This window comes from Mesobacillus stamsii (assembly GCF_030814065.1).
Lineage (GTDB): Bacteria > Bacillota > Bacilli > Bacillales > Cytobacillaceae > Mesobacillus > Mesobacillus stamsii.
Window position 1 is genome coordinate 67,671 of sequence record NZ_JAUSUN010000012.1, and the last position, 22,296, is coordinate 89,966.

Sequence of the window (22,296 nt, forward strand, 5' to 3'; positions counted from 1 at the left end):
AGGAGTGAGTGAAGAGTATGACTTGGACCTTAACTAGCAATGAACGGACACAGGATTCTCTGCTTCTGGAGGAAAGCTTATATTCGCTTGGGAACGGATACCTGGGCATTCGAGGAAACTTTGAAGAAGGCTACGGGGAAGGCATGGAATCCATTCGAGGTGCATACCAGAATGCTTTTCATGACATCATTGAAATTCCTTATGGGGAAAAGCTGTTTGCCTTTCCAGAAACACAGCAAAAATTGGTCAATGTAATCGACTCACAGACCGTCCAAATTTTTTTTGGCGAGGAGGAGGAACGTTTTTCCTTATTCGAAGGGAAAGTTCTTTCCTATAACCGCCAGCTTCATCTGGATAAAGGTTATGCAGATCGGGTGATCCACTGGCAATCTCCTGCAGGGAAGGAAGTCAAATTGACCTTCCGTCGGCTTGTATCGTTTTTCTACCGTGAATTATTCGTGATAGAGACAATGATCGAACCGGTAAATTTTTTTGGCAAAGTCAAAATCCTTTCTTCTATTAATGGAAATATAGCCAATTACGTCAATCCAAATGATCCGAGGGTTGGATCCGGACATGCAAAAATGCTGTCGGTAAAGGAAACGGGTATCTCACAGGAAATTCTCTATACCTTGAATGAAACGTTTGTTTCAAAGCTGCAAACTTCCTGTGTGTCCACCCACCATCTCTCTGGTGCGGAAGGCGTTCCCGAGTTTGTAAAAAAAGATTCAGGGGTAGAGATGGTCATTGATTTCCAATTGTCTGGCCCTGTTAAGCTGACGAAATGGAATGTGTATACGGACAATCTTCGGCATGAAGGGAATATAGTGGAACAAGGAATGGGAATCATTCAAAACTTACGGGACAAAACCTTTGATCAAATTTTGGAATTGCAAACAGAATATATGGAAGGCTTCTGGGAAGGCTCCGATATTATCATTCGCGGCGATGACAACCTCCAGGAAGGAATCCGCTTTAATCTGTTCCAGCTGCTGCAGTCTACAGGCAGGGACAAATACAGCAATATTTCAGCCAAAGGGCTCTCCGGTGAAGGCTATGAAGGACATTACTTTTGGGACACGGAAATTTATATTCTTCCTGTGTTCATGCTAAGTCATCCTGACCTTGCGAAGCAGCTTTTACGATACCGCTACTCCATTTTGGATCATGCTCGTGCCCGCGCAAAGGAAATGGGCCATAAACAGGGAGCTTTGTTTCCGTGGCGGACCATTTCAGGGGGAGAATCGTCCTCGTATTTTCCCGCAGGTACGGCGCAGTATCATATTAGTGCGGACATTGCCTATAGTTATGTCCAGTATTACCTCGCTACGGAAGACAGGGATTTTATCATGGAATATGGGGCAGAAGTATTGTTTGAAACTGCCCGGCTATGGCTGGAAGTTGGTCATTATCACGAAGGTTTATTCAAGATTGATGCGGTTACCGGCCCGGATGAATACACGTGCATCATTAACAACAATTACTACACGAATGTGATGGCAAAATATAATCTTCAATGGGCAGCAAAGATGTACAAGATGATGCTGGACAAAGAGCCGGAGCAATTGGCACAGCTCGCCGACAGACTGAAGTTATCAACAGCGGAGGTCAGCAGCTGGGAAAAAGCCGGCCAGAACATTTATCTGCCTTATGACAAAGAACTCAAAATAAATCCACAGGATGACTCCTTCCTGAAAAAAGCGGTATGGGATTTTGATCATACGCCGAAGGATCACTATCCTCTGCTGCTGCACTACCATCCGCTTACCTTATACCGATACCAGGTATGCAAGCAGGCGGACACCGTTCTCGCCCATTTTTTACTTGAGGAGGAGCAAGATTTCGAGACGATTAAAAATTCATTCAGCTATTATGAGCGAATTACGACACATGACTCATCCTTGTCTTCCTGCATATTCAGCATCATGGCCGCTAAAATAGGAGACTATAAAAAAGCGTATGAATACTTTATTGAAACCGCTCGGCTTGACCTTGATAATACCCATGGAAACACGAAGGATGGGCTTCATATGGCAAATATGGGCGGGACATGGATGTCGATTGTTTATGGTTTTGCAGGTCTGCGGCTTAAGGAAAACGGAATCGTCTTGAATCCTTCTATTCCAGAAAACTGGAGCCAATATGGATTTAAAGTCAAGTATAAAGGAATGCGATTGGATATTTTGATTAGCCAGGCTGGCGTGAAACTTGAACTCGTTGCCGGAGAGGAACTTACTTTGTATTTGAACGGTGAAAAAATCACCTTGCGAAGCGGCAAGGAATATGTCTCCTGATTTATCCAATTCGATTTATCATGATTTTCCCTTTTGCAGGGGAAATCATGGTATAATAGTGCAAACGTTTGTTCAACTGTAAAGGGAGATAAAAGCTATGAAAAGATTATTTGAGATTGATAGCTGGAAGATCATTGAAACGGAATTACATCGAGAGGATTTCCGCCTGGCTGAAAGCATTATGAGCCTTGGGAATGGACATATGGGCATGCGCGGGAATTTTGAAGAAACATACACAGGAGATTTTCACCGCGGTTCCTATATTGCTGGTGTCTGGTTTCCTGATAAAACCCGTGTCGGCTGGTGGAAGAACGGGTATCCGGATTATTTTGGGAAGGTGATCAACTCTACGAACTTTATCGGGATCAAAGTTCTTATCGATGGCGAAGAAGTGGATTTGAATAAGGCCGAAGTAAGCAAGTACTATCGCGAGCTTGATATGCAGCATGGTGTTATGACACGTACATTCACCATCAATCAAAACGGCAAGGAAACAGAAGTGGAAGTCGTGCGCTTCCTGTCAGTAGCTGACAAGGAGCTGGCAGCGATTCGCTACGCCGTCACAGCCAAGAACTACGATGGAATCGTAACCTTTGTTCCTTATCTCGATGGCGATGTTCGCAATGAAGACTCCAATTATGAAGAAGATTTCTGGTATGAAATCAGCAGGGATGCAGCAGCTTATCGCGGCAGCCTGGTGATGAAGACGAAAGACAATCCATTCGGCACACCGACTTTCCAAGTTGCGGCTACTATGCAAACGGTTGTGGAAGGGGAAGTAGTCAAACAGAAAGTCAGCCAAAAGGAAGAATATGTCGAAAATGTGATCGAAGTGAAAGCGGACAAGGGGCAGACAGTGACCCTTTATAAATATGTTGCTGTTACGACGGACCGTGATTATGAAGCGTTTGAGCTGGTTGCAAAAGGCCGTGACGTCCTTGATCGATCTGTTGCACAAGGCTTTGAACAGCTTTTGGAAAAGCACAGCAAGGGCTGGGAGAGCCGCTGGGAAATCGCAGATATCGAAATTGCCGGGGACGATTCGGCTCAGCAAGGAATCCGTTTCAACCTGTTTCAGCTGTTTTCCACTTATTATGGGGAAGATTCACGCTTGAACATCGGACCTAAAGGCTTCACGGGGGAAAAATATGGCGGTGCGACATACTGGGATACGGAGGCTTATGCAATCCCGCTCTATTTGTCGACTGCAGAGTCAACGGTTGCCCGAAATCTGTTGATCTATCGCCACAACCAGCTTGACGGCGCCTTCCATAATGCAAAGCAGCAAGGATCAAAGGGTGCGCTTTTTCCAATGGTGACGTTCACAGGTGTGGAGAGCCATAACGAGTGGGAAATCACATTCGAAGAGATTCACCGTAATGGAGCCATCGCCTATGCGATCTACAACTATGTCAACTATACGGGCGATAAAAATTATCTCCATGAATACGGAATCGATGTACTCGTCGGCATTTCCCGTTTCTGGGCAGACCGCGTCCACTACAACAAACCGAAGAATGTGTATATGATTCATGGCGTTACCGGACCGAATGAATACGAAAATAATGTGAACAACAACTGGTACACGAACCGCATCGCGGTCTGGACATTGCGCTACACGCTTGACGTCATTGATTTCCTAAACCAAAATGGCCATGAGGCGCGCCTCGTCGGCCATGCGATAACAGAGGAAGAGCTGACAAAGTGGCAGGAAATCATCGAAAAAATGTACTTCCCATATGATGAAGAAAAGGGCGTATTCATTCAGCACGATACATTCCTTGATAAAGATCTGATGACGGTGGAGGAGCTTGCCGCTGAGGAACGCCCGATCAATCAAAATTGGTCATGGGACAGAATTTTGCGCAGCTGCTTTATCAAGCAGGCGGACGTCCTTCAAGGCCTATACTTCTTCAATCACGAGTTCACAAAGGAAGAGAAGCGCCGCAACTTTGAATTTTATGAGCCAATGACCGTTCATGAATCTTCTCTATCTCCAAGCGTTCATGCGGTGCTTGCTGCAGAGCTTGGCATGGAAGAGAAGGCATATGAAATGTACAACCGCACGGCCCGCCTCGACCTTGACAATTACAACAACGATACAGAAGACGGCCTGCACATCACAAGTATGACCGGTGCATGGCTGGCGATCGTCCAGGGCTTCGCAGGTATGCGCACAGCAGAAGGCGTATTGTCATTCGCGCCATTCATCCCGAAAGCATGGAATCAATACAGCTTCCACATCATCTACCGCGACCACTATATCAAGGTAGAAGTAAACCAAGAAAGCGTCGTCCTCACACAGCAAGGACCTGAACTCGCGATAAAACTTTACGGCAAGGCAGCAACCATCCCTGCAGAAGGCGAGCTTTCTATAAAATATCGATAACAGTCTCTGTTGCTAAATGGGGAAGACAGGATAATGACAGTCTGAATGTTTTCAAAAAGGAGATTTACTCATGGTTAGATCACTTAAAGCATTTATTTTTGACCTTGATGGGGTCATCACTGATACAGCGGAATACCATTTTTTAGCGTGGAAAGCGCTGGCGGAGGAGTTAGGGATTTCGTTTACTCGCGAGGATAACGAGCAATTGAAGGGCGTTTCCCGGATGGATTCGCTCGAAAAGATTCTCGAGCTTGGCAGCCGGACAGGCGATTTTTCAGCGGACGAAAAACAAGCTTTAGCTGAAAAGAAAAATGAGCACTACCTAACCTTGATCCAGAACATCACTCCTGATGACCTGTTGCCGGCGATCAAGGAATTGATTGCCGACATTAAAACAAGCGGGCTAAAACTAGGCCTTGCGTCCGCTAGCAAGAATGCATTTACTGTGATGGAATCGCTCGGGTTAAAAGCCGAATTTGATGGGATAGTAGATGCAAAAACAGTCGCACACGGCAAACCGCATCCGGAAGTGTTCCTTCGCGCAGCAGAAATGCTAGGGGTTGAGCCGGAGGCCTGCATCAGTATCGAGGATGCAGCAGCAGGCATACAGGCTATCAAAGCTGCCGGCATGTTCGCTGTTGCAGTCGGTCCTAAGGAAAGCTTTGAAAATGCTGATATTGTCTATGCCAGCACTGCAGAGCTGTCTTTGGAGAAGATAATAGAAGTGTATAATGGCTAATATTTCAGAACCCAGAAGCAGATGTACAGCTGGGTTTTATAAATTAGCGATCACTCTATGAGTGATCGCTTCATTTCCTATAAAAGCTGGGCATCTTGTTGATCTTTGTTCTTATGATCCATATCTGATTTATATAACGGATTATCTACTCTTCAACAGGGAAATATGCTACTATTGGCTTTTTTTTAAGGACGGTGTAGCAATGTGTACGATTGCCTTATAGTTGGGGGCGGGATTGCCGGACTGCAGGCGGCGATTCAGCTCGGACGTTACAAACATAACATAATGGTGCTTGATGCAGGGGATGGACGGTCGGCATTATGCCAAAGCTATCATAATATACTTGGTTTTCCTGATGGTGTAAGCGGACCACAGTTAAGGGAGATTGGCCGAAAACAGGCAGCTGAATATGGCGTGAGCTTTGTGATTGGAAAGGCGGAAGCTGCACAAAAGACAGGTTCCGGTTTTGAAGTTAAGGCGGAGAGCGGGGACACTTACGAAGCGAAGACATTGCTCTTGGCCACAGGAGTCATGGACCGAATTCCGCCTTTCCCGGAGCTGATGCCTACTCTTGGAATCAGTGTGTATATCTGTCCGGATTGTGATGGACAGGAAGTGAAGGATAAATCGACAATCGTGATGGGATCTGGTAACCCCGGTGCGAACATGGCACTGACCTTGAATTATTTTACTGATAAACTCACATATGTGAATCATGAAAACAAAGAAGTGGACGAGGAGATAATGTCCGCCATGGAGAAAAAGGGAATAAAGTATGTGGAAGGACCGATTGAAAAAGTGCTGGCGGATGGTTCAGACTTTAGAGGAGTTGTGCTCGCAAACAGCGAGGAATGGACTTCAGAACGCGGTTTCATTGCTTTTGGCGGGAATGAAGTGAAATCCCAGCTCGCACAACAGCTTGGTGTCGATCTTCATAAAAATAAGCATGTATTAGTGGACCCACGGACGAAAAGGACTAATGTCGAGAACGTCTGGGCGGCAGGAGACCTTGTCGCCCACTCCGAGCAGACAACGATCGCGATGGGAGACGGCATGCAAGCCAGCATCTGGATTCATAAAACACTTTTAGCGGAAAAGGGATAATCTTATCTGTCAGGTGACTTTCCATTTTTGAAAGGCCTTTATCCTGGTTGGGGCACTTTATTAACCGGTTGTGAACCATATAATCCCGGTCGGGGAATGCGTTTCCTGCTGGACAAAACCAAAAAAAGCCGCCACTCAAACATGAATGGCGGCTTTTGCTTTATTCTAGATCGACTTTTTCCAGCGGCAGTTCGGCGGGACCGTCGATGACATCGCCTTTAAAAGAGAAGCGTGATCCGTGGCAAGGGCAGTCCCAGGTGCGATCGCCATTGTTCCAGTTAAGCTCGCAGCCCATGTGAGTACAGGTGGTATCCACGACATGCAGCTGGCCGTTTTCATCACGATAAGCTCCAGCTCGTTTGCCGTTCACTGTAACGACGGCGCCTTCCTCCTGACCGAGGCCCTCTGGATTTGTCGATGGCCGATCCAGTTTTCCTTTCATCAGCTCCTTTGCAACGAGGGCATTATCAGCAACAAATGCTGCGACATCGGGTTTTGAATGGAATCTTTGTGGTTCGAAAACGTCCTCGTAAGGATTTTCCTTCCGTAAGACAAGGTCGGTCATGAGCAGCGCGGCCTGTATGCCATTGCTCATTCCCCATTTCCGGTAGCCAGTGGCAACAAAAATGTTATCCGTGCTCGAGGAGTATTTTCCAACATAAGGTATTTTATCAAGTGTAGTCGGATCCTGGGCGCTCCAACGGAATGGGATGTCTTTTACGCCGAACGTCTCGGCAGCAAACGCCTCGAGGGCTTCATAATACTGGTGTGTATTGTCATCCTGTCCGGTAATATGACTGTCTCCGCCAAACAGCACAAGCTTCTCGCCGTTCCAGTCCGTAGAGCGCAGGGAGCGAGTCGGTGTTTCGGCATTGATGTACATCCCGCCTGGGAATTCCTTTTCAGTCTTGACAGCAAGCACATAGGAGCGATGGACCTGCATCCTGGCAAAATAAAAGCCTTTTAGATCATAAAATGGAAAATGAGTGCTGATGATCAGCTGATTGCAGTGCACCTTATGCCCGTCCCTTGTTGTAACAACGGGCTCAGAGCCTTCCTCCAAATCGACAGCGGTTGTATGTTCATAAATCTGGCCGCCCATTTCTGTAAAACGGTCCACTAAATGCTTCAAAAATTTCAGCGGGTGAAATTGCGCCTGGTTTCTCATGACAATTGCCGCCATTGCATCGACAGGAACTGGCAGCTTGGAAACATACTCACTGCCCGCCACACCCAGCTTCTCATAAGCCTTAAATTCCGACAGCAGCTTCGCCATTTCCTTGTCAGAATTGGTATATAAATAGGCATCTTCTTCAGAAAAATCGCAATCAATCTGTTGTTCTTTTACGAGCTGTTTGACAAATTGCATGGCAGCGAAATTGGCTTGATAGTAAAGGCGCGCATGGTCCTCACCAAAATGGCTGATGAGCTCATCATAAATCAGTCCATGCTGGGCAGTCACCTTTGCGGTCGTATGTCCGGTTGTTCCATTTAAAATGCTCCCAGCTTCGATTACAGATACTTTCGCACCAGCCTTTGCCAGCAAATAGGCAGAGGTCAAGCCGGTGATTCCACCTCCAATAATCGCAACGTCTGTCCTTAGATCTTCCTGCAGCTTCGAGAAAGCAGGCAGCTCAGCTGTCGTGCGCCAATAAGGTTCAGGGAAACGAGGTAGCTTTGAATCGTTCATCAACAATCCTCCTTAAAAGTCTTCATAGTCTTTAATTTTTCCTGTTTTCGTGAGAATCATGCTAGTTTTCCTTTTACCCCGTAAAAATGGCAATAGACAAGTTTTTCCCAAATGAAGCGAATTGACCAGGATTCGAAGTACTGCATGTTAAAATAAAGATAAAAAGCTACGGAGGCCAATATGAAAATTGCAGTTTTTGGGACAGGCTATGTTGGTCTTGTCACCGGTGTTTGTTTTGCCGAAATAGGCTACAATGTTACTTGTTTTGATATAGAGGAAACGAAAATCGACACTCTTTCCCAGGGGAAGTGTCCGATTTTTGAGCCGGGTCTTGAGGAGATGCTGAGAAGAAATCTTGCTAATGGAAGGCTTTCTTTTACAAACGATGGAAAAGCCGCTTGCAGGAACGCTGATTATTTTTTCATCGCAGTCGGAACGCCTGAAAAGGAAGATGGATCAGCAAATCTTGAGTACCTGGAGGGCGCAATTGCCGAGATCGCCAACAATCTGAACAAGGATGCCATCCTTGTCATTAAAAGTACGGTGCCTGTTGGGACCAATGAGCGGGTCAAGGACAAACTGAAAGCCAACATTCCGAGAGAACTGCGGGTAAGCGTCGTGTCAAATCCTGAGTTTCTCCGCGAGGGATCGGGCATTCTTGATACCTTTCACGCAGACCGGATTGTCATCGGGGCAGATGATCAGGAGACCGGCCGCGCGGTGGCTAGGCTTTATGAACCATTTGACCGGCCGATTTTACAGACAGATGTCCGCAGTGCCGAGCTAATCAAGTATGCGGCCAATGCGTTTTTGGCGACGAAAATTAGTTTTATCAATGAAATCGCAAATTTATGTGAGCATATGGGTGCTGATATCGGCGACGTGGCAAAAGGAATCGGCATGGACCACAGAATTGGCAGCCAGTTTTTAAATGCGGGAATTGGCTATGGAGGATCCTGTTTTCCGAAGGATACAAAGGCGCTGGAAAAACTGACAGAGTCCTGCAATTATGACTTTAAAATTCTTCGTTCCGTCATCGAGGTGAACAGCAGGCAGAAACAGCAGCTTTTTTATAAAGCAAAGGAGCTGTTTGGCAGTCTTCACGGAAAAAGGGTGGCTGTGCTGGGCCTTGCGTTCAAGCCGCATACCGATGACATCCGCGAGGCGCCCGCTATGGAGCTGATTGCTAGGCTGCTGGACGAACAAGCGGATATCTCTGTCTATGACCCGGCTGCTTCGGGCAAAGTATCACCAGTTTTTGGCAGCAGTCTTTATTATGCTGAAAATGCCGATGCTGCCATCAAAGGGGCGGATGCAGTGTTCATCATGACCGAATGGCCGGAAATCACCGAGTATGACTTAGCGCGGTATCGATTACTGATGCGGCAGCCAATTATTTTTGACGGGCGAAACTGCTATGACGTTGCCGAGGCAGAAGCAGCGGGAATAGCGTATGTTTCTGTCGGAAGGAAGGCGGTGAATGTTCAAGTCAGTCTGAAACGATGATGGCATGCAAAACCTCAGGTCGGGAGGGAACAGGATGGCAAAGGGCAAAACGAATGTAATGCGAATTTTAGATAAACAGAAAGTATCGTATGAAATTTTCGCTTATGATGCGAAGGACGGAAAGATTGACGGAGTGACGGTTGCCGGCAAAATCAGCCGCGACCCCGCACAGGTGTATAAAACGCTTGTAGTAGTTGGGGCAAGCAAGAATTTATATGTCTTCGTTCTTCCCGTCGCAGCCGAGCTGGACCTGAAAAAGGCGGCAAAGGAAGCTGGCGAGAAGAAAGTAGAAATGCTGCCGGTCAAGGACATCGAGAAATTCACCGGCTATATCCGCGGCGGCTGCTCACCGATTGGCATGAAAAAGAACTATCCAACGTTCTTAGACGAGAGCGCACGAGCACGAAATACGATCATCGTCAGTGCCGGGAAAATCGGCTTCCAAGTCGAGCTCGCACCGGATCAGTTGATTCAGGCAACTGACGCGAAATATGCCAATTTGAGAATCTGAATAGCTTTCCTAAAAAACAGTCTCTGGATGCGGAGACTGTTTTTTATGAGCTTTTCTATTGAATTTCCGCTAAAAAAGACTAAGCAATTTGCTTCGAAAAATAGGAAAACTTTCGTGCCAGCTAGCACCAAACTAGGCGTTTTGCATAGATTACATGGAATACATCAAGAGAGGGGATATGAGATTGCATAGCAATAACTTCTACCCATACGGACCGAATCAGCAATTGGAAGCTGAATATGATTATGATGAAAATGAATACGAACAACAGGTGTACCCTAGAATGTATGGTGGCTTCCCAGGAGGACCGGGCGGCTTCCCAGGGATTCCAGGTGGATTTCCAGGAGGGCCGGGCGGCTTCCCAGGCAGTCCAGGCGGCTTCCCGGGAGGACCGGGTGGATTTCCGGGTAATCCAGGCGGATTTCCAGGAGGACCGGGTGGGTTTCCAGGCAGTCCAGGTGGTTTCCCAGGAGGACCGGGTGGGTTTCCAGGCAATCCAGGTGGCTTCCCAGGAGGACCGGGTGGCTACCCAGGCAGTCCAGGTGGCTACCCAGGTAACCCCGGAGGACCAGGGGGATCACCTAGCGGAGGCCAGGCAGGAGGTCCGCCATCATCTCCGCCGCCAACCTATGTACCGCAGGAGCAAGCAACGGCCTTTGCAGTCGATCCAGGCGGAATCCGCAGATGCTTGTACCGATTTACTTATATTTGGTTGATGAACGGCAGAAGCTTTTGGTACTACCCGGTATTCCTTGGACGCAATTCAATAGCCGGCTGGAGATGGAGCCGCCGCCGCGGTTGGGTATATTACGGCGTAGATTTAAGTCAGATCCGTTCATTTCAGTGTCAATAAGTAAAAAAAGAGAAGCATGCTGCTTCTCTTTTCTGCTTCACAAAGTTGCAGGAGCGTTCTAATTTTGTTCAGCAGTGGTGAATTATTTTGTATAAACCCTTGTTTCATAAGGTTTGAAGGTGAACGCTGCTGCTGGTCCATGGTCTTCCACTTGATAATTGTGGAGCAAAAGCCTGCTTGTTTCGAGCGGGAAACCGTCAAATGCGAAGCTTGCCGGTTCACCGGACAAATTTGAAATCACGATCGCCTGCTTGTCATCCAATGTACGCGTGTATGCATAGATCTGCTCATGTCCTTCCAGAACCAAGTCGTATGTGCCGTAAGTGAACACTTGATTGGCCTTCTTCATCTGAATCATCTTTTTGTAAAAATGAAGGATGGAATCTTGGTCCATGAGCTGAGCTTCTACATGAACAGCTTGGTAATTTGGGTTTATCCCTAACCATGGACTTCCGGTTGTGAACCCGGCATTTACAGCATTGGACCACTGCATAGGTGTTCTAGAGTTGTCGCGGCTTGTTGCCCAGATGAAGTTCATGATTTCTTCATGGGAGACGCCATTTTCACGACGAATAGTGTACAGGTTTTTAGTGGCAACATCATCGTAATCATCGATGGAAGGAAATTGAACATTCGTCATGCCAATTTCTTGGCCCTGATAGATGAAGGGCGTACCCTGCATTAGGAAGTACATTGCGGCAAGCGCAGTCGCACTTTCGCGCCAGTAGGACTGATCATCTCCCCAGGTGGAAACAATTCGAGCCTTATCATGGTTTTCGATGAATAACGCATTCCAGCCTTTTCCTTCGAGGCCTTTTTGCCAGCGGGTAAAGGTGTTTTTCAATTTTGCCAAGTCCAGTGCTTTTTTTTCAGAATCCCACAAGTCAAGATGTTCAAACTGAAAGACCATATTGAACTTCCCCTGCTCCTCGCCGACCCAGAGATCCGCTTCCTCGATGCTGACACCATTTGCTTCCCCAACTGTCATGATATCGTACTTAGCGAAGGTCTCCTGTTTCAGTTCCTCAAGGAATGTCTGGATTCCATCGACATTCATATGCTTTTCAAAAGAAGACACATAGGGCAGTCCTTCAGGGTTTGGCATATCCTTCAGACCTTCCTCTTTTTTGATATGACTGATGGCGTCCACTCGGAAGCCGTCGATTCCCTTATCCAGCCACCAGTTAATCATCTCATACAATGCCGTACGGACTTGTTTATTTTCCCAGTTTAGGTCTGGCTGTTTGCGAGAGAAGATGTGCAAAAAGTACTGATTTGTCAGCTCATCGTACTCCCAGGCAGAGCCGCCAAAAATGCTCTCCCAGTTGTTTGGTTCTGCGCCGTCCTTGCCATCGCGCCAAATATACCAATCGCGTTTCGGACTGTGCTTGGATGCGCGGGATTCGATGAACCATTGGTGCTCATCGCTCGTATGGTTGATCACAAGGTCAATAATCAATTTCATGCCGCGCCTGTGCGTTTCAGCGAGCAGCTGGTCAAAATCTGCCATCGACCCAAATTCATCCATGATATCCTGATAATCACTAATATCATATCCGTTATCGTCATTAGGGGACTTGTACATTGGGCAGATCCAGATGACATCGATCCCCAAATCCTGTAAATAATCAAGCTTTGAAATGATTCCTTGCAAATCGCCGATGCCATCGCCGTTGGAATCCATGAAGCTCCTAGGATATATCTGATAGGCAACAGCCTCTTTCCACCACGTATGTTTCAATGGGAACCCTCCTCGAGTATAGTAGGGATAGTCTTGCGCGTGCAAACGATTGCATCATTACCGCGTATTATAGCATAGGGATGATTAACTGACAATATGGAATAATGTTAAAGGTGTTTGTAATTCGTCTGTTGTCTGACAACAACTTCTCCATAATATTTGCCTGTTGCAGCTTTTAGGGTCTATCATGAATAGTATTACAGAAAAATATAAGCAGAAGGTGAAGAGATGATTAAGTGCATAGCAACTGATATGGATGGAACATTATTGACGGCGACCCAAAAGATCCCACTTGAAAACCGCAAAGCGATTATCAGCGCCAAGGAGCAGGGCGTGGAGGTTGTGGTTGCGACCGGGCGCTCTTACCACGAGGCTAAATTCGTGGTGGAGGAAGCAGGTTTAAAGCTGCCAATGATTTGTGTGAATGGCGCCGAGGTCCGTTCGGAAGCAGGCGAGGTTATTGCCTCCAGTCCGCTGGATAAGGCGATCGCCAGTCAGGCTGCATTACGGCTTGTGGAGAGCGGTGTCTATTTTGAGGTATATACAAACGAAGGCACATTCACGGAAGACATAGATAAAGCAGTCTCCACAATTGTGGATATTTTTTCAACCGCCAATCCAGAAGTACCAATCGAACAGATTGCTGCGTCAGCCGAAGAAAGGCTGCACAAAGGGTTGATTACAAAAGTAGATCATTATGACGAGTTATTCGAAGACGATCAATATGAAATTTACAAATTGTTGGCTTTCTCTCTCGATGATGCCAAGCTTGATGCCGCCAGGATTGGGTTGAAGGAAATTGCCGGATTAGCGGTAAGTTCATCTGGGCGGGAGAATATCGAGATCTCAAGCCTAGAAGCACAAAAAGGCATCGCGCTTGGAAAATTCGTTCAATCAAGAGGGATTACCCTGGAGGAAACGATGGCTATCGGAGATCATTTTAATGACGTATCTATGCTGGAAAGAGTCGGAAAATCGGTTGCAATGGGCAATGCAGTCGAAGAAATCAAAGCATTATGCGATGAAGTGACAATGACGAATGAAGAGTGCGGAGTCGCGAAGGCCATTAGGAAGGTATTGACAGACTGATTTTCGAAAAGATTGGTAGAATCTTGTAGGTTTTGCTGTCGATTAGCGATAATACCACCGCCGAGTGAGGAAGATGACGTAAAATTGTACAGGAAGGAGAGTTTAACTTCCTATTATAAAGACGCTAACCATTTTATTGGCGAAAATCGAGTTTTATTGGCGGAGTTCACAATTTTATTGGCGAAAATCGAATTTTATTGGCGATTTTCACAGGTTTATTGGCGAAAATCAAAATATATTGGCGAACTGGAAATTTTCCTTGATTTTTTCCAATTCAAAAAAACCGGGCACCACGCCCGGTTCAATTCTTACTGTTCGGTCCTGCCAATCCATGCAGAATCGTCCGTTCTGTTTCTGCATCATCATCCCACTAAAATGAAAAATCCACCTGTACTAGGTGGATTAAAATGGATACGTCCAAAAGCGTTCATTATGAAGCCAAGCCATCGTTTGTGGATCCTTCGCTTTCAGCTTGTCAGCCATATTTGCAAGCATCAGCTCGGTTTGCGAGCGGTGGGCGCGAATGGCATCGAGCTTGATGTCGGCAACGGCACTGATATTATAGACGATGTCCGGTTCGCCAAGCTCTTCAACACAATTGCGCGAAAATGCGACACAATGCAGTTTTGGCCTGCTTGTTTCGGGCATTTTTTCTACTGCCCGCACCACTGCCGCCCCTGTTGCTTCATGGTCGGGGTGGACGGAGTAGCCAGGGTAGAAGGTGATAATAAGCGACGGGTTCAATTCAGTGATCAGAGAGGACATGAGGTTTGTGAGTCTGTTTTCATCCTCAAACTCAATCGTCTTGTCACGGAAGCCAAGCTTTCGCAAATCATTGATTCCCATTGCTCTAGCAGCGTTGTCTAATTCTTGTTCGCGAATCGCCGGTAAGGTTTCCCTATTTGCAAACGGCGGGTTTCCCATATTTCGACCCATCTGTCCAAGTGTCAGACAGGCATATGTGACAGGCGTCCCCATATTGACATGGGATGCAATTGTCCCTGAAACACCGAATGCCTCATCATCAGGATGAGGGAACACGACAAGAACCTGCCTTTCTTTTTCCATGTAAAATCTCTCCTTTCTCAGCAATCGTTAGTCGAACGGCGTTTCGCTTATTTCAAGGGCAACGGCTAATTTCCCATTGAAATCATGGCCAGCAAGCAGCAGCCTGCCCTTTTGATCAATCTCAAAATGAGTAATTCCTTCTGCGTACACCCAGCCGAATGGGATCTTTAAACCTACTCGATACGGGCCTTCCCCAGTAATTTTCCCGCGTTCATAAGTGACCTTTGCATTGCGGATATAGGCGCCTGATGAAAAGAACGACTCATCGTTATGGGAAGCGTATGCCCCATTGGTTGTTTCCAAATGAATGTAGACTTCCTTGTCTTTCAAACGGTCCAATGCGTCCTGGACAGTTGACAAAATCACCGGATCCATCGTTGTTCCTCCTTCCCCGGATTTCGACGTGTTCAAGTTTATACAAGCAGAAGGGACACCTTGTTAGTGAAAAGCCCACTCCTTCTGCTTTTTTAGTTTAGGAAAAGCGATGCTATGTCTATTTTACTAAAAAATTCTACTGAAAGCGAAATGTACGCTTTGGCCGTATAAAAAAGGATGGCAGCTGCCACCCCTTTTTTTCAATTTACTCTCCGCGGTTGCCGCCTGCATATTGATTGTAGGCAAGATGTGCGGTTGGTCCTACGTATTCGTTTAGTCGGAAGCCGTGCTTGATTGCCTCTGTGATAAATTTTTTCGCGACTCCGACTGCTTCTGGGACTGTATGGCCTTTTGCGAGCTGAGCGGTGATGGCGGCTGCAAATGTGCAGCCTGCTCCATGAATGAAGCCCGAAACTACTTTTTCCGATTCGAACAGAGTGAAGTCTTTGCCATCATAGAGAAGGTCAACTGCTTTATCGTGGTTGAGCTTGCTGCCGCCTTTAATCAACACGTTTTTTGCGCCAAGCTCATGGATTTTCCCCGCAGCTTCTTTCATATCATCAATCGTGCGGATTGGACCAGTCTGAGCCAGCTGCCATGCTTCGAAAATATTAGGTGTGACGATCGTCGCCCTTGACAGAAGAAATTCCCTCATTGCGTCGGTATTTTCAGGCATCAACACCTCATCTTCTCCCTTGCAGACCATAACGGGGTCAATAACGACTTTATCCAAGTGATATTCGTCGATTTTCCGGGCGGAGAGCTCGATGATATCAACCGTTCCCAGCATCCCTGTCTTCATTGCATCGATTCCGACGGATAGAATCGTTTCCAGCTGTTTCTCGACCAGTTCCACTTGATGAGTAAATACTTCATGATGCCAATGATTCTTGGGATCCATCGTCACGACCGTGGTAAGTGCGGTCATTCCGTAAACGCCAAGTTCCTGGAATGTTTTTAAGTCAGCCTGGATACCTGCGCCGCCGCTAGTATCGGATCCTGCGATGGTCAACACCTTTTTCAAACTCATGTGAACTACCTCCATTTATAGAATGGCGGCTGCCTGAATAGACAGGACCGCCGCCGCAACACTTTCTTATGATTATACCAATTCTACCAGATTAGACAAAAGAATTGGTTTTAAAGCAAGCAGGATAGGTAAAAATTAACTTTTGACAATTATGTGTCATTCATATCTTGACGTGAGGAAAGTTACTGAGTAGAAAAATGAATTAAGATAGGATGGGTTATAGGAAAATTTTCTAAAAAAAACTTTGTTAAAGAAATAGACAATTTTCATCTATATTATTGTAACAATTACATTGGTTATCCCTAGTCATTTTCCAGTAGATTATAGGTAGAGGGGTATTAACCATTTTGGCATAGTGAAATGTTTCTTTTTATGCAGGTATGTCAAGTTCGATAGGATAAAGATTGCCAGTTTATAAGATTAATCATTATTTTTCATTTCCATTGAACTAAGAAGGTTGCCAATTGCTGAACGAGACCAACGGATGACCGAACAAATAAGGGGTGAAGAACATGACAAAGAAAGGCCTTCCTGAGGAATATCCAATCAGCCTGATTTTGAATGGATATGAAATTGCTGTTTTTCAGCTGACAAATCTGGATCTGGAAGATTGGGTTTACGGCTACCTTTTTTCAGAAGGGTTGATCGATGGCCCAGAGGATGTTGTTAGCGTTGATATTAGGGAAAAGGCTGGCATATTGAATGTGACGTTATGCAATTCCTTCGATCCAGAACAGATGTTTTCGAAAAAGAAACACTATACAGCTGGCTGCGGCCGCGGAGTGACCTTCTTTTCGATGACGGATGTCAAAAATTTCAATAAAGTGAATTCCAATGACACCTATTCGTTGACGTATTTATTGAAAAAACGAGCGGAATTTGCGCAAAATTCCCCATTGTACCTGGAAACGGGCGGAATGCATGGAGCCTGCCTCATTCTGGAGGATGGCAGCATCGAAGTCCGGGAAGACATCGGCAGGCATAATGCTGTTGATAAGATTATCGGACACGCAATTCGAAAGCGCTTGCAACCAGACCGGCTCATCTTGCTTACGACCGGCAGGGTTTCTTATGAGATGCTCTCAAAAGCCGCAAAATTTGGTTTTGCCGTCATCGGTTCGCGCACAGCCGCGACTAAGCAGGCGGTTCAGCTGGCGCGATTCCTCAATATAGAAGTTGTCGGCTATCTTCGCGGCAAAATGGCGACGATTTACACATCGGCCGGGAGGATCCATGATGATTTAACTCCCCGCGCCGCTGCGGAAGACCTGCTTGAAAGGGGGGAAGCCCAGGCCCAGCAACTATTAAATTAACGCTAATTTGGGGATCAAGGATGTTCAAACAACTATTGGGAAGGAGAGAGAGAGATGGTTGAAATCAACCTGAATCGCAGGCAGTTTCTTAAGCTGTCAGGTGCCACTGCGGCAACCCTGGCAATTGTCGAGCTCGGATTCAATGAAAAAGAAGTCCATGCGAAAACAAAAGAACTCAAGATTGCCAAAGCTACTGTAACACCAACCATTTGTCCATACTGCGCTGTGGGCTGCGGGATTTTAGTCCATACGAAAAACAATGATGTGGTATATACGGAAGGGGATCCGGATCATCCCATCAATGAAGGAAGCCTGTGCAGCAAAGGGACAACGATCAGACAATTATTCACCTCAGAAAAGCGCGTCCTGAAGCCGCGTTACCGCGCTCCAGGCAGCGATAAGTGGGAAGAAAAAGATTGGGGATGGATGCTAGATACTATCGCCAAACGAGTGAAAGAAACACGGGACAAAACATTCGTTGAAAAATCAAACGGAATTTTTGTCAATAAAACAGAAGCGATTGCCAGTCTTGGCGGCGCAGCTCTGGATAACGAAGAAACGTATTTGCTTGCGAAAATGATGAGAGGGCTTGGTGTCACCTATTTAGAGCACCAGGCACGAATATGACACAGTTCAACGGTTGCCGGTCTGGCACCATCATTTGGTCGTGGAGCAATGACAAATCACTGGACTGATCTGCAGCATACCGATTGTGCGCTGATCATTGGTGCGAACCCTGCTGAAAACCATCCAATCAGCTTCAGATGGCTTTTAAAAGCAAGGGAAAACGGAGGGAAAATACTGTCAGTCGACCCGCGTTTCACAAGAACGTCATCTCAGGCTGATATTTATGCACCGCTTCGTTCTGGAACGGATATTCCTTTTATCGGCGGATTGATCAATTATGCGATTGAACATGATCTTGTTCACAAAGAGTATGTTGCTAAATATACAAATGCTTCCTTTATCGTCAATGAAGGCTTCACATTCAAGGACGGCTTGTTCAGCGGATATGATCCAAAAACCCGTTCCTATGACATGGCGAGCTGGTCTTTTGAAACACAAGAAGATGGAACTCCGCTCAAGGATGAAACACTGCAGCATCCTCGCAGCGTGTTTCAATTGCTGAAAAAGCATTATTCCCGTTATGATGTCGACTCTGTGTCAACAGTGACAGGAACACCGAAGGAAGAATACCTCAAGGTGGCGGAGGCTTACTGTGCAACAGGAAAGCCTGGAAAATCTGGTACGATCCTTTATGCGATGGGTACAACCCAACATACGGTCGGCACCCAAAACGTCCGCTCCTATGCAATGCTGCAGATGCTTCTTGGCAATATCGGTATGCCTGGCGGCGGAGTGAATGCACTTCGCGGCGAATCAAACGTACAGGGCTCCACCGACTTCGGTCTGTTGTTCGGGGACCTTCCAGGATATCTGGGAGCGCCGAAAGAGCAGCCAGTACACGCAACCCTTAAAGCTTATCTCGAAAAAGAAACACCTGCTGCTGGTTATTGGAGCAATAAGCCGAAATTTGTCGTCAGCCTTCTCAAGGCATGGTATGGCCCGAACGCGACGAAAGACAATGAATTCTGCTATCAGTATCTTCCAAAAGGAAACAAGAATTACTCTCATATCGCCCTGTTCAATGCCATGTATAAAGGCGAGTTGACTGGTGCATTCCTGTTTGGAACCAATCCTGTCGTCGGCGGTCCGAACGCTGGCAAGGAAAAAGAAGCACTCAGCAAGCTCGACTGGCTCGTTGCAATGGACCTTTGGGAGACAGAAACATCAGCATTCTGGCAAAAAGAAGCTGGCAGTGATCCTTCAAAAATCAACACAGAAGTGTTCCTGCTTCCGGCCGCGTCCTCCTATGAAAAAGAAGGAACGGTATCAAACAGCGGACGCTGGATGCAGTACCGCTGGAAGGCGATCGAACCTAAAGGCGAATCAAAGGCAGATATGGAAATCATCCATATGCTGATGCAAAGAATCAAAGGCCTGTATAAAAATGAAAGCTCGCCTGCTGCAAAATCGATTAATGCACTGTACTGGAATTACGGGGAACATGATCACCCAGAATTTGATCTTGTCGCCCGTGAAATCAACGGCTATTACACGAAGACAGGCAAGCAGGTCGAGAACTTCGGCATGCTCGCAGATGACGGCTCGACATGTTCGGGAAACTGGATTTATTCAGGCTTTTATCCGGAAGAAGGCAATCTGTCCAAGCGCCGTGACAACAAGGATAATGGCATGGGCAACTTCCTGAACTGGTCTTATGCATGGCCGATGAACCGCCGGATTCTATACAACCGGGCATCGGCAGATCCAGCTGGAAAGCCTTGGAATAAGGATAAGGCAGTCATCTGGTGGGATGCTGCTGCGAAAAAATGGACTGGACATGATATTCCAGACTTTAAAGCGGTTGTCGCCCCAACTGATAAGGGTGGTATGAACCCATTCATCATGCTAAAGGATGGCGTCGGCGGCATGTATGCTCCAACGCTCAACGACGGACCATTCCCAGAGCATTACGAACCGTTTGAAAGTCCGGTGCCAAATGCCTTCTCTAGCCAGGAATACAATCCGACCATCAAAGTCTGGGGTGGCGACTTCAACTTAAAAGGCACGAAGAAGCAGTATCCGATCGTGGCGACAACATACCGTGTAAGTGAACACTGGCAATCCGGTTCGATGACGCGTAACCAGGAGTGGCTGTCAGAGCTTGCCGGACATATGTACATCGAGATGAGTGAAGAACTTGCGAAGGAAAAAGGCATCAAGAATAAGGATCAAATCATCGTGACATCCGCTCGCGGCGAGGTTAAAGCCTATGCAATGGTAACAAAACGCTTCAAGCCGCACATGATTAATGGCAAGAAGGTGCACCAGATCGGCATGCCTTGGCACTTCGGTTTTAAAGGATATGCAACAGGGGATACAGCAAACCGCTTAACACCTCATATTGGGGACGCTAATACCATGATTCCTGAATATAAGGCATTCCTCTGCGACGTAAGGAGGGCTGACTAATGGCAACGGCTGAATATGTAAAATTTGTCGATGTGACCAAATGTGACGGCTGTCGCGCCTGTATGGTCGCCTGCAAAAACTGGAATGACCTTCCGGCTGAGCGGGAAGCGTTCCAGGGCAGCGTCCAATCACATGCGAATGTGACAGCGAACACTTGGAATGTGCTGTCATTCATTGAACACGAGAACGGACAAGGCAATCTTGAATACCTTTTCCGCCACTCCTCCTGTTTCCATTGTACGGATGCCGCCTGCGTCAAGGTGTGTCCAGAGGATGCGATGCACTATACAGAATTTGGCACTGTCGATGTGGACAGCGATAAATGTGTCGGCTGTGGTTACTGTGTGCAGAACTGCCCATTTGATGTGGTTCAGCTGGCAACCTACAAAGATACGAACGGCAAAGAGTACAAAAAAGCACAGAAATGCACGATGTGCGTTGACCGTCTGGAAGAAGGGATGCAGCCTGCTTGTGTCACTACTTGTCATACAGACGCCTTGGAGTTCGGTACAAAAGAAGAAATGCTCAAAAAGGCCGAAAAGCGTCTGAGTGAAATCAAGGGAAAATTCCCTAACGCAATGATTTACAACCCAGAAGGAGTCGGCGGTACTCATACGATTTACGTCCTTGCGGAAAAACCTTCTGTATATGGCTTGCCTGAAAAGCCGAAAGTTCCGACATCAGCGATCGTCTGGAAGGATTATGCTCAGCCAATCGGCAAAATGATGCTTGGAGCAACAAGCATGGCGCTTGTTGGTGCATTCGTCAGCAACAAGCTGTTCAATAAAGAGGGCAAAGACCATGAAGAGGATGGAGGTGGCGGCCATGAGTAAAACCCAGTATTCGGGTGTAAAAGTCAAGCGCTTTTCGAAAGGCTTTGTTATTGCGCATGCGGTGAACGCCATTTCCTTCTTCGCCCTTTATATCACGGCCTTGCCGATGTATACGGAATGGTTTGACTGGCTCTACCCTGTGCTTGGCGGTCCTGAAGGTGCCAGAATGCTTCACAGGATTTTCGCTGTCACATTTATAATGCCGACATTCATTTGGCTGATCTTGGAACCGAAAGGCCTGCTTCGCTGGGGCAAGGAACTTGTTACCTGGAAAAAGCGGGATTTACAGTTTTTCACCGAGTTCGTCAAAGAACTGTTCGGCTTTAATTTCAAACATGTAAAACAGACTTTCTTCAATGCTGGAGAAAAAATCAACTCCATCATCCAGATTTTTACGGCGATTCTGATCATCGGCTCTGGATTTCCGATGTGGTTCCCGGACTTGTTCCCGGCAGCAATCGTTCAATGGGCATATGTAGCTCATAATGTTGGCTTCGGTTTGGCGATTGCAGTCGTAGTCGGTCATATCTACCTGAGCGTCATTCACAAAAACTCTCGTCCAGGATACACTGGTGTCCTTACAGGCGAGGTTCCGGCAGAATGGGCAAAAGAACACTATACAGAATGGTATGAAGAAGAAGTCAAGAAAGGCAACTTTCCCGATCTTGACAAAGGAAAAAACAAGAAAAAAGGCGCTTAAAACCTTTGACAGAGGGAATGGGTCC

Annotated in this window: 17 protein-coding genes and 1 pseudogene; 13 read left to right on the forward strand and 5 right to left on the reverse strand. The window is 46.7% G+C overall.

Features of this window, described 5'->3' with window-relative positions:
* Positions 1 to 17: 17 nt before the first annotated feature.
* The 4 genes from J2S25_RS11265 (at position 18) to J2S25_RS11280 (ending at position 6,526) form a co-directional block, all read left to right on the forward strand.
* Positions 18 to 2,294, forward strand: coding sequence for a glycoside hydrolase family 65 protein (locus tag J2S25_RS11265; protein WP_307191935.1), 2,277 nt, complete (start codon positions 18 to 20; stop codon positions 2,292 to 2,294).
* Positions 2,295 to 2,391: 97 nt separating this feature from the next.
* Positions 2,392 to 4,683, forward strand: coding sequence for a glycoside hydrolase family 65 protein (locus tag J2S25_RS11270; RefSeq protein WP_044393647.1), 2,292 nt, complete (start codon positions 2,392 to 2,394; stop codon positions 4,681 to 4,683).
* A 70-nt stretch (positions 4,684 to 4,753) separates the two neighbouring features.
* A complete protein-coding gene (pgmB, locus tag J2S25_RS11275) occupies positions 4,754 to 5,422 on the forward strand; it encodes a beta-phosphoglucomutase (protein WP_044393649.1) in 669 nt (222 codons plus the stop codon).
* Between the two features lie 204 nt (positions 5,423 to 5,626).
* Entirely contained in the window at positions 5,627 to 6,526 is a 900-nt protein-coding gene (locus tag J2S25_RS11280; RefSeq protein ID WP_307191936.1) for an NAD(P)/FAD-dependent oxidoreductase, read from the forward strand.
* A gap of 160 nt (positions 6,527 to 6,686) precedes the next feature.
* Here J2S25_RS11280 and J2S25_RS11285 read toward each other — a convergent pair whose 3' ends face one another.
* Positions 6,687 to 8,216, reverse strand: a complete 1,530-nt coding sequence (locus tag J2S25_RS11285) for an FAD-dependent oxidoreductase (RefSeq protein ID WP_307191937.1) — start codon at positions 8,214 to 8,216, stop codon at positions 6,687 to 6,689.
* Between the two features lie 180 nt (positions 8,217 to 8,396).
* Here J2S25_RS11285 and J2S25_RS11290 point away from each other — a divergent pair, with 180 nt between their 5' ends.
* From J2S25_RS11290 to J2S25_RS11300, 3 genes are all read left to right on the forward strand, one after another.
* Positions 8,397 to 9,722 (forward strand): UDP-glucose dehydrogenase family protein, encoded by a 1,326-nt coding sequence (locus J2S25_RS11290; RefSeq protein WP_307191938.1) that lies wholly within the window; start codon positions 8,397 to 8,399, stop codon positions 9,720 to 9,722.
* Positions 9,723 to 9,756: 34 nt separating this feature from the next.
* A complete protein-coding gene (ybaK, locus tag J2S25_RS11295) occupies positions 9,757 to 10,233 on the forward strand; it encodes a Cys-tRNA(Pro) deacylase (protein WP_307191939.1) in 477 nt (158 codons plus the stop codon).
* Between the two features lie 184 nt (positions 10,234 to 10,417).
* Positions 10,418 to 11,086 (forward strand): hypothetical protein, encoded by a 669-nt coding sequence (locus J2S25_RS11300; RefSeq protein WP_307191940.1) that lies wholly within the window; start codon positions 10,418 to 10,420, stop codon positions 11,084 to 11,086.
* A gap of 82 nt (positions 11,087 to 11,168) precedes the next feature.
* On the opposite strand, the gene J2S25_RS11305 is transcribed toward J2S25_RS11300, so the two are convergent.
* Positions 11,169 to 12,827, reverse strand: coding sequence for a glycoside hydrolase family 13 protein (locus J2S25_RS11305; RefSeq protein WP_084221797.1), 1,659 nt, complete (start codon positions 12,825 to 12,827; stop codon positions 11,169 to 11,171).
* Positions 12,828 to 13,055: 228 nt separating this feature from the next.
* Here J2S25_RS11305 and J2S25_RS11310 point away from each other — a divergent pair, with 228 nt between their 5' ends.
* On the forward strand, positions 13,056 to 13,916 hold the full coding sequence (locus J2S25_RS11310; RefSeq protein WP_044393657.1) for a Cof-type HAD-IIB family hydrolase: 861 nt from the start codon (positions 13,056 to 13,058) through the stop codon (positions 13,914 to 13,916).
* A 402-nt stretch (positions 13,917 to 14,318) separates the two neighbouring features.
* Here the strand turns inward: J2S25_RS11310 and bshB2 are convergent, their stop codons facing one another.
* The 3 genes from bshB2 to pdxK form a co-directional block, all read right to left on the reverse strand.
* Positions 14,319 to 14,984 carry a bacillithiol biosynthesis deacetylase BshB2 gene (gene bshB2 / locus J2S25_RS11315; RefSeq protein ID WP_044393659.1) on the reverse strand — a complete coding sequence of 222 codons (666 nt, stop codon included), beginning with the start codon at positions 14,982 to 14,984 and terminating at the stop codon, positions 14,319 to 14,321.
* Positions 14,985 to 15,011: 27 nt separating this feature from the next.
* Entirely contained in the window at positions 15,012 to 15,359 is a 348-nt protein-coding gene (locus J2S25_RS11320) for a YojF family protein (RefSeq protein WP_044393661.1), read from the reverse strand.
* A 205-nt stretch (positions 15,360 to 15,564) separates the two neighbouring features.
* Complete coding sequence (gene pdxK / locus J2S25_RS11325; protein WP_044393662.1) at positions 15,565 to 16,389, reverse strand: pyridoxine/pyridoxal/pyridoxamine kinase; 825 nt, start codon at positions 16,387 to 16,389, stop codon at positions 15,565 to 15,567.
* Positions 16,390 to 16,901: 512 nt separating this feature from the next.
* Between pdxK and fdhD the strand changes: the two genes are divergently transcribed.
* From fdhD to J2S25_RS11345, 5 genes and pseudogenes are all read left to right on the forward strand, one after another.
* A complete protein-coding gene (gene fdhD, locus J2S25_RS11330) occupies positions 16,902 to 17,702 on the forward strand; it encodes a formate dehydrogenase accessory sulfurtransferase FdhD (protein WP_044393663.1) in 801 nt (266 codons plus the stop codon).
* 54 nt (positions 17,703 to 17,756) lie between these two features.
* Positions 17,757 to 18,329, forward strand: coding sequence for a twin-arginine translocation signal domain-containing protein (locus J2S25_RS20155; protein ID WP_044393665.1), 573 nt, complete (start codon positions 17,757 to 17,759; stop codon positions 18,327 to 18,329).
* A 12-nt stretch (positions 18,330 to 18,341) separates the two neighbouring features.
* Positions 18,342 to 20,738: pseudogene (gene fdnG / locus J2S25_RS11335) on the forward strand (formate dehydrogenase-N subunit alpha); the annotation flags it as partial.
* On the forward strand, positions 20,738 to 21,571 hold the full coding sequence (locus J2S25_RS11340) for a 4Fe-4S dicluster domain-containing protein (protein ID WP_307191941.1): 834 nt from the start codon (positions 20,738 to 20,740) through the stop codon (positions 21,569 to 21,571). The pseudogene fdnG and the gene J2S25_RS11340, both read left to right, overlap by 1 nt.
* Entirely contained in the window at positions 21,564 to 22,271 is a 708-nt protein-coding gene (locus tag J2S25_RS11345) for a formate dehydrogenase subunit gamma (protein WP_307191942.1), read from the forward strand. The genes J2S25_RS11340 and J2S25_RS11345 overlap by 8 nt, the downstream gene beginning before the upstream one ends.
* Positions 22,272 to 22,296 lie beyond the last annotated feature (25 nt).

What these genes read in the sequence shown, in the direction of transcription:
- J2S25_RS11265 (WP_307191935.1), top strand. Translation starts at nt 18, where the DNA reads ATGACTTGGACCTTAACTAGCAATGAACGGACACAGGATTCTCTGCTT.
- J2S25_RS11270 (WP_044393647.1), top strand. Translation starts at nt 2,392, where the DNA reads ATGAAAAGATTATTTGAGATTGATAGCTGGAAGATCATTGAAACGGAA.
- pgmB (WP_044393649.1), top strand. Translation starts at nt 4,754, where the DNA reads ATGGTTAGATCACTTAAAGCATTTATTTTTGACCTTGATGGGGTCATC.
- J2S25_RS11285 (WP_307191937.1), bottom strand. Translation starts at nt 8,216, where the DNA reads ATGAACGATTCAAAGCTACCTCGTTTCCCTGAACCTTATTGGCGCACG.
- J2S25_RS11290 (WP_307191938.1), top strand. Translation starts at nt 8,397, where the DNA reads ATGAAAATTGCAGTTTTTGGGACAGGCTATGTTGGTCTTGTCACCGGT.
- ybaK (WP_307191939.1), top strand. Translation starts at nt 9,757, where the DNA reads ATGGCAAAGGGCAAAACGAATGTAATGCGAATTTTAGATAAACAGAAA.
- J2S25_RS11310 (WP_044393657.1), top strand. Translation starts at nt 13,056, where the DNA reads ATGATTAAGTGCATAGCAACTGATATGGATGGAACATTATTGACGGCG.
- bshB2 (WP_044393659.1), bottom strand. Translation starts at nt 14,984, where the DNA reads ATGGAAAAAGAAAGGCAGGTTCTTGTCGTGTTCCCTCATCCTGATGAT.
- J2S25_RS11320 (WP_044393661.1), bottom strand. Translation starts at nt 15,359, where the DNA reads ATGGATCCGGTGATTTTGTCAACTGTCCAGGACGCATTGGACCGTTTG.
- pdxK (WP_044393662.1), bottom strand. Translation starts at nt 16,389, where the DNA reads ATGAGTTTGAAAAAGGTGTTGACCATCGCAGGATCCGATACTAGCGGC.
- fdhD (WP_044393663.1), top strand. Translation starts at nt 16,902, where the DNA reads ATGACAAAGAAAGGCCTTCCTGAGGAATATCCAATCAGCCTGATTTTG.
- J2S25_RS20155 (WP_044393665.1), top strand. Translation starts at nt 17,757, where the DNA reads ATGGTTGAAATCAACCTGAATCGCAGGCAGTTTCTTAAGCTGTCAGGT.
- J2S25_RS11340 (WP_307191941.1), top strand. Translation starts at nt 20,738, where the DNA reads ATGGCAACGGCTGAATATGTAAAATTTGTCGATGTGACCAAATGTGAC.
- J2S25_RS11345 (WP_307191942.1), top strand. Translation starts at nt 21,564, where the DNA reads ATGAGTAAAACCCAGTATTCGGGTGTAAAAGTCAAGCGCTTTTCGAAA.